This is a genomic window from Rhodocaloribacter sp. (genome assembly GCF_056451265.1).
Genome location: NZ_JBWOPL010000034.1, coordinates 31,874 through 42,747, shown reverse-complemented (window position 1 = coordinate 42,747; position 10,874 = coordinate 31,874). Strand labels below are relative to the sequence as shown.

7 protein-coding genes are annotated in these 10,874 nt (G+C 66.5%); 2 read left to right on the top strand and 5 right to left on the bottom strand.

Annotated elements, in window-relative coordinates:
* From AC1HIY_RS04900 to AC1HIY_RS04885, 4 genes are all read right to left on the bottom strand, one after another.
* Positions 1-560: hypothetical protein (locus tag AC1HIY_RS04900; RefSeq protein ID WP_479575593.1), on the bottom strand; the 560-nt coding region annotated here is incomplete at its 3' end.
* Positions 561-608: 48 nt separating this feature from the next.
* Positions 609-2,729 (bottom strand): LysM peptidoglycan-binding domain-containing protein, encoded by a 2,121-nt coding sequence (locus AC1HIY_RS04895; RefSeq protein WP_479575592.1) that lies wholly within the window; start codon positions 2,727-2,729, stop codon positions 609-611.
* Between the two features lie 220 nt (positions 2,730-2,949).
* Complete coding sequence (locus AC1HIY_RS04890; RefSeq protein ID WP_479575591.1) at positions 2,950-4,590, bottom strand: sigma-54-dependent transcriptional regulator; 1,641 nt, start codon at positions 4,588-4,590, stop codon at positions 2,950-2,952.
* Between the two features lie 209 nt (positions 4,591-4,799).
* Positions 4,800-5,837: a beta-ketoacyl-ACP synthase III gene (locus AC1HIY_RS04885; RefSeq protein WP_479575590.1), complete on the bottom strand. Its 1,038-nt coding sequence runs from the start codon at positions 5,835-5,837 to the stop codon at positions 4,800-4,802.
* A gap of 207 nt (positions 5,838-6,044) precedes the next feature.
* On the opposite strand from AC1HIY_RS04885, the gene pnuC reads away from it, so the two are divergent.
* Complete coding sequence (gene pnuC / locus AC1HIY_RS04880; RefSeq protein WP_479575589.1) at positions 6,045-6,629, top strand: nicotinamide riboside transporter PnuC; 585 nt, start codon at positions 6,045-6,047, stop codon at positions 6,627-6,629.
* Complete coding sequence (locus tag AC1HIY_RS04875) at positions 6,611-7,168, top strand: AAA family ATPase (RefSeq protein WP_479575588.1); 558 nt, start codon at positions 6,611-6,613, stop codon at positions 7,166-7,168. Before pnuC ends, AC1HIY_RS04875 begins: the two co-directional genes overlap by 19 nt.
* Positions 7,169-7,225: 57 nt before the next feature.
* Here the strand turns inward: AC1HIY_RS04875 and AC1HIY_RS04870 are convergent, their stop codons facing one another.
* Positions 7,226-10,573, bottom strand: a complete 3,348-nt coding sequence (locus AC1HIY_RS04870) for a TonB-dependent receptor (RefSeq protein WP_479575587.1) — start codon at positions 10,571-10,573, stop codon at positions 7,226-7,228.
* Positions 10,574-10,874: the final 301 nt, after the last annotated feature.

The window sequence follows — 10,874 nt, the reverse complement described above, 5'->3', positions numbered from 1 at the left end:
AGGCGATGCGCGCCGGGCACGAGCGGGGGCGCGGGGCGGTCCGTGGTGAGCACCGTCTCGAAGCGCCCGTCCGGAAGCACCACCGTGCGGCGGCGGATGTTCACCGTCGGGCGACCCTTGAACGCCGTCTGCGCGTGCGCCGCGAAGTCGGTCTCGACGGCGAGGTAGTCGAGGCCTGCGTCCGGCTCGGCGGTCACGCCGATGTCGATGGACCACGCCTCTCCCGCCCGCTCATACGTGGCCGCGCCGCCGTACGTGCGCTGAAGGTATCGTTCGGCGGAGAACCAGCGGAGCACCTGATGCGCCGCGCGCCGGAAGAACCCCTCCTCCGCACCCCGACGGTTGAGGCGTTCGAGTTCGGCGTCGAGACGCTGCTTTGCCTGCTTCTTGATCCGGGGCACGAGCGATTTCAGGTCCTGATACGCCGCCGGATGCAAGAGCACGTCGAAGACCGGAGGCACGAGGACGAGCCCCTCGTCGAGCGGCTCCTGCGCCTCATACATGGCCTGCACGACGGCGTCGAGGATGTTTCGCGCGGTGGGACGTTGTTTCTCGATCATGATCGGAGAGAGGTTCGTGTGGGTGATCCGCCTCGGGCGACGCGGGCCTCATCGGAGGAAGATGGCCAGCCGTTGCCCGACGCGGAGGACGTCCGTGCGAAGGGCATTCCACTTCCGCAGCTCCGCCGTCGTCGCGCCGTACTTCTTCGCGACCTTCGTCAGGTTGTCCCCGCGCCTGACGGCGTACGAGATCCATCGCCCCTTCCCCGACGACGCAGAGGACGCCTTCACCGTCAGCCGCTGCCCGACGCGGAGGTGGTCGCCCCGGAGGTCGTTCCACTGCCGGAGGTCGGCCACCGTGACGCCGTACTTCTTCGCGATCTTCGTCAGGTTCTCGCCGCGGCGGACCTTGTGCGAGGTCGCCGTCGGAGCCGGGGAGGCGTCGCCGCCGGGAAAGATCGTCAGGGTCTCTCCGGCGTTGATGCGGCTGCCCGCGAGGTCGTTCCACCGTCGGAGGTCGGCCACCGTGACGCCGTATTTCCGGGCGATCTCCGTCAGGTTGTCGCCGCGGCGGACGCGGTATCGGACGCGCGTGCCGGCGGGCGGGGTCGCGGCGGGCGTCGGCGCCGCCATCGAGGCCTCCACCACGGGCGTCGCGGCGGAGCTCCGGGCGGGCGGCGTCTCGGGCGGGGCGTCGGTCGCGCCGGCATACGTCTCGTACGGGACCGGCACGTGCAGGGTTTGCCCCGTCCGGATGGTCGAACTCCGGAGCCCGTTCACGTCTTTGAGCGCCGCCACCGTCGTGCCGTAGCGCCGGGCGACCTTGCCGAGCGTGTCGCCGCGGCGGACGGTGTACGTGGCGACGCTCCGTTTGCGTTCGTCGGGGAGCGCGGCATAGGCCTCGGCAAAGCGCTCGTGCGTGCCCCTGGGCAGGCGGAGGCGGTACGGCGCGTTCGCCGGCGGCGTCGTCCACTGCCGGAGCTCGGGATTGAGCGCTCGGATCGTCTCGACGTCCGTCCCCGCCATCTCGGCCACCGCGCGGAGATCGATCATGCCCTCGACGGCGCCCACGTCATACGTGTATCGCGGGCCGGGGCGCACGTCCTTCACGCCGAAGGCGGCGGGATCCGAGGCTACCATCACCGTCGCCATGTACATCGGGATATAATTGCGCGTCTCGCGCGGGAGGTACGGATAGATCTTCCATACCTCCGTCTCCTTCGCCGAGGAGACGCCTGCCCGCCGCATCGCCCGCCGCACGCGCCCCGCGCCGCTGTTGTATGCGGCGAGCACGTAATGCCAGTTGCCGAACGCCTCGTACAGATCGCGGAGGTGCCGGGCCGCCGCCCGCGTCGCCTTCTCCGGGTCGCGGCGCTCGTCCACCCAGTGGTCCACCTTCAGCCCATAGGCCCGCCCCGTGGCCGACATGAACTGCCACATCCCGACGGCGCTCGCCCGGCTCCGCGCCCGCGGATTGAGCCCGCTCTCGATCATCGCGAGGTATTTCAGTTCGTCGGGCACGCCCTCTTCACGGAGGATCCGTTCGATCATGGGAAAGTAGGTCGCCGAACGGCTGAGCCAGTGGTGGAGGTGTTTGTCGGGCTCCTTGAGCAAATATCGGATGCTCTGTTCGACGAGGCGGTTCCGGTGCAGCGGGATGGTCATCGCCACGGGCTGCACGTCCGGGAGCATGACGTCTTCGAGGAGTGGTTCGTCGAGTTCGTTCATGGCCGAGAACATGGCGTCGCGAAAGGCGAAGATGGCGCCGTACTCGGTCTGAAGCGTGTCCGGGACGCCGTAATACTGCTCGTACGCGGTGACGACGGAGCGGTAGAGTTCGCGCATCTCGGCGTCGTCGAGGGCGGCGGGGGTGGCGGCGAGTCGACGGATGCCGTTCATGGCTTCGTCGAGCGCGGCCTCGATGCCCTCGGTGTCGCCGGCAGCCTGCGCGAGGCTCACCCGCGACATCGCGTCATAGATCCCGGCTCGGAGCATCATCACGTCCGGCCCCGGCGCCTCTTCCGGAGGCGCGTCGTCCGGCGTCTCCGCCGAAGCGTTCGAACGCGCGTGGGCGCGCGTCTCGCCGGTGTGGGCGGGCCGCTCCGCCGCGCCGCTCCACGAGCGCGGACCCGCCGGACGGGTAGACGAGCAGGCGGCAAGCGCGAACAAGGCGAGGAGGCCGGCGAGCGGCCACGGGCGAAGAGCGAAAGTCGAAGCGATCCGGTTCATGAGCGTCGGCGTCGGGTGCGGGGCGTCGTTCGCCCGGCTGACGGGTCAAAGCGCATACCGAAACCCGCCTCCGCCGCACCATCGTCCCTTTCGCGGCGTCAGCGTCGCCTTCGGGCTTCCGGGCTTTGTTCGAAAAGAAGAATCGTTCGCCCGATGCGAAGCGCGTGTCTTTTCCCGAGGACGCCGGAAGGGCGCGTCCCTCGCTCCAACGACCGGTCGCTCAGGACTCGCCTTTGACCCATTTTTGAAGCGTGCGATCGGTCACGTCGCACAGGTCCTGCGGCTTGACGCCGCGCAGGCGGGCGATGCGTCGGAACTCCTCGGCGAGGTACCGGCGGAACGCCCGCTCGACGTCGCGCGTGGAGACGGCCTCTCCGTCGGGCACGAGGGCATCGAGGGGCTCGCCGTGGGCGAAGGCTCCGGCGACGGCTTCGGCGAGGCGGTTCGTCGGAGCGGCGCGGGCCGAGAGCGCCTGTTTGAGCGCATAGCCGACGCGGTCGTCGCCGGTGTGCGGGTCCGGCTCGTCGATGCACGCGGCCAGGAGATGATAGGCCGTGCGGAAGAGGTCGCGGAGGTTGCCGGGGAGCGGATGCTCGCGGAGGCGCCGCACCACCCGCTCGTGATCCGCCGGGGTGAGCCGGAGGCGCGCCGGAGGCATGCCGGCCCTCTTGAGCGCCTCCTGAAAGATGTGCCGCCAGAGCCACGGCAGATCCTCGCGCATCTCCCGGAGCGGAGGCATCTCCAGGCGGAGCACGCTGATGCGGTCGAGGAAGTCGGCGTCGAGGCGCTCCCGGAGGTCGTCCCACGGCATGTTCGTCGCCGTGAGGAGGCGGAAGGCGCTCGTCTCGGGCGTCGTCGCACCGACGCGGGAGAAGCGTTTCTCCTCGAGGGCGCGGATGAGCATGCGCTGGAGGTCGCGCGAGATGTCGCCGATCTCGTCGAGAAAGAGGGTGTCGCCGTGGGCGGCGTGGAGGAGGCCTTCGGTGTCCTGCTTGGCGTCGGTGAACGCGCCTTTGACATATCCGAAAAGCTCGGCGCGCATCGTCTCGGGGCTGTACTGACTGCACGGCACCGACGGCCACGAGGCGTCTTTCTTCGGTTCGCGGAAGGGGCTGTTGCTCCGGATCCACGAGGCGAGGGTGGTCTTGCCCGTGCCGCGTTCGCCGAGGATGAGGATGGGCACGTTGAGCTGCGCGAAGCGGCGCGCGTCGGCATAGAGCCGCTTGAGCTTTTCGGAGACGAAGCGGCGGGGATCGAAGAGCACCACGTCCTCGACCGAGGCCACGTGCCGGGGCCGCGCCTTGTGAAAGGCCTTGTAGAAGGTCGGGATGTCGAGACTGACGGGAACGACGGCGGGGCGACCCGCCCGGTGCGCGCGCCGGAGACTCTTCACCGCCGTGAACGGCGGGCGGATGAGCCCCATCTCGGCCATGAGCACCCACACCGTCTGCATCGCCGGGGTGCCGGGGCTGATGTGGACGACGAGCGGCTGCCCGGCGAAACGCTCCCCGAGTTCGGCCACGCGGGGGCTGAGGAAGTCAAAAATGTTTCGATGGTCGGTCGGATCTTCGCCGTGCCACGGCACGAGTTCGACGCGGACGCGCTGCTTTGCGCCGAGCCGCTCGATCTCTTTCCGCGTCGCGTCGGCGGCGGCGAAGTCCTCGTGCCGCTTCGGGTCGTGGGTGGGCTTCCGGTAAAAGAGGACGACGTTCGAGACGCGCCCGCGATAGGGGGACTCGGGATCGAAGAGGAGCGTCAGCGTGGGGCCGACCTCGCGCTCGCCGTCGCGGCCCCGCGCATACGGATCCGTTCGCAGATCCACCCATGAGAGCAAGACACTGTCCGTCGCCGTGGTTGTCATCGTTTCGCCGTTCCGGTGCATATGCTGAGCATCGCTAACTATCGCGCCGGAAAAAAGATCGTCGGGACGCCGGGATGCCGCGCCGCCGGAGATCAGACGCCGGACGCCCGGGACGCGGGAATCGTTTGGCGTGAGTTTCCCATACCCCGCGCAGGGGCGACCGGCCGGTCGGCCCTCACCCCAAACCCTGCGTCAGCCCGCGTTCTGTCTCACGAGACGGCTTCCGCCTCGGTCGCCGACGCCCGGAGGGCCGGGGTGTGCAGGCCGAGGCGAACGACGGCCGAGGCCCACGTCAGCCCCGCGCCGAAGGCCACGAGCGCCAGCGTGTCGCCGGGGCGGGCGCGGCCCTCGTCGAGCGCCTCGCAGAGCGCCAGCGGAATCGAGGCCGCCGACGTGTTGCCGTACCGGTCCACGTTGACGACCACCTTCTCCATCGGGATGCCGAGTTGCCCGGCGGCATATTCGATGATCCGGAGGTTGGCCTGATGGGGGATCAGCAGGTCCAGCTCGTCCACCGTCAGCCCGGCCTTGCCGAGCACCGCTTCGAGCGTTTCGGGCATCTTCCGCGTGGCGAACTTGAACACCTCGCGCCCGTTCATGCGAACGTAGTTGAGGCGGGCGTCGACGGTCTCGTGTGAAGGCGGGTGGGCCACACCGCCGCCGGGGACGATGAGGTGCTCGGCCCCGGAGCCGTCGGAGCCGAGGACGAAGGCGAGCACGCCCGAAGGCTCGTCGGTGGCCTGGAGGACGACCGCTCCCGCGCCGTCGCCGAAGAGCACGCACGTGGCGCGGTCCTCCCAGTCGATCCACCGGCTCGTCAGCTCCGCGCCGACGACGAGGATCGTCCGGCACGCGCCCGTGGCGATGAACTGCTGTGCGATGGCCAGCGCGTAGACGAAGCCCGTGCATCCGACGACCACCTGAAACGCCCCGCACGACGCGCCGAGGAGGTCCTGCACCTGACTCGAAACGGGCGGGGTGAGGTAGTCCGGGCTGGAGGTGGCCACGATGATCAGGTCGAGGTCGGCGGCGGCAAGCCCGGCTTTTTCGAGGGCTTCCCGGCTCGCCCCGACGGCCATCGTCGAGGTGTGCTCGTCCTCACCGACCATCCGGCGCTCGCGGATGCCGGAGCGGGCGCGGATCCATTCGTCGCTCGTATCGACCCGCTGCGCAAGGTCGTCGTTCGTCACGATGCGCTCGGGCGCGTATTTGCCCCAGCCGACAATGTTTCCATACGGTGTTTTCAAAGGTTGGCCTCCAGGCTTCGGGAAAGATGCGGTGTCTGGTATCGGAAGCGTTTCCGATTTCTCAATATACGGACAAAAGCCTGCAGGCGGCATCAGCGGACCGGACCGCGCGGTTTCGCCGGGTTTTTGTCGAAACGAACGGCATCCCATGACCGTTCGGTGGTAATTTGAACGGTCGTCGTTACGCAGGATCATTCGGGGGGCGCCGTGGACGTTTTTCAGGAATTGTTCTATCGCGGGTTCAACCTCCTCGAGCTCGTCGGCTTCGTGACCGGCGTGCTCTACGTGGTGCTGAACATCCGGCAGAACATCTGGTGCTGGCCCGTGGGCCTCGTGAGCGTGCTGGCGTACCTGGTCGTCTTCTACGAGGTGCGGCTCTACGCGGATGCGGGCCTTCAGGTGATCTACGTAGCGCTCTCGATCTATGGGTGGTATTACTGGCTTCACGGCGGCGAGGCACACGCGCAGGCCCGGGTGATTCACGTCACCCGGCGGCAGAGCCTCACGCTGGCGCTCGTCGCCGTCGCGGGCACGGCGGCGATGGGCTATGCGCTGTCGCACCATACGGACGCCAGCCTGCCTTACTGGGACTCGGCGACGACGGTGGGGAGCCTCGTCGGGCAGTGGCTCACCTCGAAGAAGATCCTCGAGAACTGGCTCGTCTGGATCGCCGTCGATGCGCTGTACGTGGGTGTTTATCTGTACAAGGGCTTGTATCTGACCACGTTGCTTTTTGCCGCCTACCTGGTGCTGGCCACGATGGGGTATTTCGCATGGAGAAAAACGATGTGAAACGGGTGGTGCTCACCGGGGCGGAATCCACGGGCAAGACGACCCTGGCGCAGCGGCTGGCCGAGCATTACGGGACGGTCTGGGCGCCGGAGTACGTGCGCCTGTTCGTCGAGGCGAAGGGACGGCTGCCCGAGGCGTCGGACGTGGAGGCCATCGCGCGCGGTCACCTCGCGGCGGAGGCGGCGCTTCTGCCGAAGGCGCGCCGCGTGCTCTTCCTCGACACCGATCTCGTTTCCTCGTGCGTCTACAACGCGCATTATTTCGGCCATTGCCCTGCCTGGATCGTCGAGGCTTCGTATGCGCGCCACGGCGACCTCTATCTGCTCGCCGCCGCCGACATCCCGTGGACGCCGGACCCCGGCCAGCGTGAGAGCCCCGAGGTGCGCGAGCTTTTGCAACGACGGTTCGAGGCGGAGCTGGCGCGACGCGGCGTGCCGGTGGTGACGGTCGCCGGCCCGCTCGAAGCGCGCCTGCGCACGGCCGTCGCCGCCGTGGACCGGTTGCTCGAGGGTGCGACGCGCGCGCGCCGAGACGCATGAAAAAGCCTCGCCCCGGCGAACCGGAGCGAGGCTTTTTCGAAGCAAGGCGGCTCCGCGTCAGAACGTGTACCGGAAGCCGAGCTGCATGAACCAGCGCGAGCTGAACGTGCCGAAGTCCTTGACGAGCGTGTCAAAGAACTTCTCTTCGGTCGGCGTACGTTCGGGGTCGAACTCGAGCCGGTAGGTCGGCGTCAGGTCGCCCTTGTCCGGGTCGCGGAAGCCGCGGAACTCCACCAGTTCGAAGCCGCCGTTGCTGCTGCTCGTGAACTTGTTGTACCGCCGGCCCCAGTCGCTGTTGAGCAGGTTGGTGAAGTTGAAGATGTCGAGGGTGATCTCAAACTTCTGTTTGCGCCCGGCGATGTTGCCGAACACTTCCTGCGCGAGCTTGAGGTCGAGAATGTTCTCGAAGGGCAGGCGGCTGCCGTTGCGCTCGGCGAACTTGCCGCGACGGCTCTTGAGGTAGTCGCTGCTCTCGATGAAGCGGTCGAGTGCGGCGGCATCTTCGGGGCTGAGGCCGGTCAGTTCGCTGGCGCTGTTCGGCACGTAGAACAGGCCGAAGTCGCGGAAGCCCGGCGCTCCGATGAGCGCGTCGCTGTTGTCGATGGTGTAGTTGAACGGCCGTCCACTCTCGCCCGTGTAGAAGAGCGAGATCGTCGTGGCGAGGTTGTTCAGGAAATGCTTCTTGAAGACCACCGAGGCAAGGATGCGATGCCCGATGGAGAAGTCCGAGCGCGTCTGCCGCAGGTTGTTCGGCAGATAATCGGCCACCTCCATGCTGCGCCAGAGCGTGTTGATCTGCGACGAGGTGCCGTCGTTGACCACGTAGGCGTCGCCGTAGGTGTACGAGGCGTCGAGCAGCAGGGCGTCGCCCTTGGCGAAGAGGTCGTCAAACTGCTTGCGCAGGTGCACCGTAACGTCGTAGGTGTAGCCCTTGCTGGTATTGCCTACCACGTGGATGGCGCTGTAGCGCGGGTCGAGCTCGATGTTGTCGCCGAAGTAGACCGGCCGCGCGCCGGGGCCGTCGGTCAATGTGACGGCGTCGGGGTTGAGGTTGACGTTGCGCACGCTGACGCCGCTGATGGTCTTCGTGTACTGCGCTTCGAGCGTGGCGATCACGCCGTGGGGCAGTTCATAATCGAGGCCGAAGCTGGTCCGGAAGACGCGGGGGTAGCGGAAGTCTTTCTCAAAGATCTCCAGCCGCCCGCTCGGGATGTCGCTCTGCCCGAAGTCGGCGCCGGTGAACTGCTGCTGAATGTCCGGCACGAACGGGATCGGCGAGCCGTCGGGGAAGCGCCCGCCGAAGCGGAAGACGAAGCCCGAGTTGGTGCCGTTGTTGAGGAACATGCTACCGGGCCAGACAAACGGGACACGCCCGGTGAAGACCCCCACGCCGCCGCGCACCTGCGCGAAGCGTTCCCCCGTCAGGTCATAGTTGAACCCAACGCGCGGTGAGAGGTAGAGCGCCGCCGCCGGGGTTTTGCCGGGGCGGGCGCCCTTCAGGTCGTACTTCGCCGAGACGGCCGGGATCGTCGTGTCGAAGACGTCCGGCGCGTGGCGCGGCGTGGTGGTGACCTTCGGCACGTCCACGCGCAGGCCGCCCGTCACGCGGAGCCGCTCGTTGACCTGGTACTCGTCCTGGGCATAAAAGCCGAGCTGGAAGGCGTCGAACGCGCCGATGGCCTTCGTGCCGTCTCCGGCGATGCCGTCGACGAGCGAGTAGCCGCGCTGGTAGATGCGCGGAGCCACCGGCTGCGGGTTCGGGCCGTACGGCGCGCACGCCGACGAACTGCCGCCGCCCGAGGCACAGAGCGACTGCATGAAGTCGTCGAAGCTGTCGTACTCGTACGTCCCGAAATTGCGCGGGATGAACAGGTTGTCGATCGAATAGAACTCGTTGTGCGTCCCGATCGTGATCGTGTGGTTGCCCTTGAAGATGTTGAAGTTGTTCGTGATGGTGAAGATATCCTGGTTCAGGATGTTCGCCGTCGAGAACGGCTCCGAACCGAAGTGGATCTCTCCGCTGCCGTCGTTGATGTCGACCGTCGGGAACGGATCGCCGGCAAAGCCCCGGTCGTCCCGGACGCGCGTATAGCCGAGGATCAGCTTGTTGGCATAGTTGTTCCCGAAGGTGCTGTTGAGTTCGAGGGCGCTCGAGTTCGTGCGGTTCGGGAAGACCTCCGAGTTATTGGAGAAGTTGATGTTGTTCGTGTTGCTCTGGAAAGCGTCGATGTTGTCGGCCTTCGCGTAGCTGTGCCGCGCGCTCAGCTTGTGGTTGCGGCTGATGTTCCAGTCGAGCTTGACGAGGATCTTGTCGTCGTCGAGCTTGGAGGCCTTGTCGCCGAAGTCGCCGGGGTCATAGCCTGCGATGTCGATCAGGGCCTGCCGCAGATCGCCCAGCCGACCGCCCGAGTCTCCCACATAGGAGACGTCGAAAGGCGCCGGGGTCTCGGAACGCAGGATCTCGACGTTGGTGAAGAAGAACAGCTTGTTCTTGATGATCGGGCCGCCGAAGCGGAAGCCGTAGCGGTTGTTGCTGAACTCGGGCAGCTTCTCGCGGGGATCGCCCGGGCCGAGAAGCGCCGGCGGCGTCTTGCCCACGAGGTTCTGGTTGCGAAGGAAGTAGTAAACCGAGCCTTCGAAGTTGTTCGTGCCGCTGCGCGTGATGGCGTTGATCGCGCCGCCGGTGAAGCCGCTCTGCGTCACGTCGAAGGGCGAGATGGCGATCTGGAACTCCTCGATGGCGTCGATGGAGATCGGCGTCGAGCCGGTCTGCCCGCCGTTGGTGCCCTGGGCCGAAAGGCCGAAGACGTCGTTGTTGACCGCGCCGTCGATGAAGATCGAGTTGAAGCGGTTGTTCTGTCCGGCAATGGAGATGGCCGGCCCGTCATCGTCGTCATTCTCGACGTAGGCCTGAGGCGTCAGACGCGTGAAGTCGGCCAGGTCCCGACCAATGGTCGGCATGATCTCCAGCTTGGTCTCGTCGATGGTGGTGGCCACGCCCGTGCGTTCGGAATCGAAAATGCCGCCGGCGACGACTTCGATCTCCGCCAGTTCAACGGCGTTCTCCTGGAGGGTGACGTCGAGCCGATAGGTCTCGCCCAGGCTCAGCATGATGCCTTCCCGAACGTAGTCCTCGAAACCGACGAACGTGACGGTCACGCGATAAGGACCGCCCACGCGCATGTTGCGCAGGTTGTAGGCGCCGTCGACGTTGGTGGCCGTGCCGTACTCGGAACCCGAGGGCAGGTGAACCGCCACGACGTTGGCGCCGGGCAGGGTGGCGCCGTTGGGGTCGGTCACGACGCCGCGCATCGACGCCGTAGTTACGCCCTGAGCAAAGGCGCTTCCGGTCAGGAAGGCCGCCAGGACGAAGCCGAATAGTCGCTTGGTGACAGAATGCTTCATGAAGTCCTCCGCGAATGGCTTAACATGAGTTAACGTTAAGGTAACAAACACCCGGGCACCACACCGGCACGGGTGTAAGCGTGGTAGCTTTAATCGACAGTCAGGCCTGGCAGGGCCGCCGAATGCTGATTAAGGGGACATGCGCCGAGAGGAATCCCGGGGAGACGTCGGAGCCCTCTCCTGGCGCAAAGGTTTAATTTTTTGAGTGAATTTGCAAGGGCAATTTACAGCCTCATAAAAGGGATATGGGCGAAGAAATGGTGGATAAAGAATCCTTAATACACACCATAAATTAATTAAT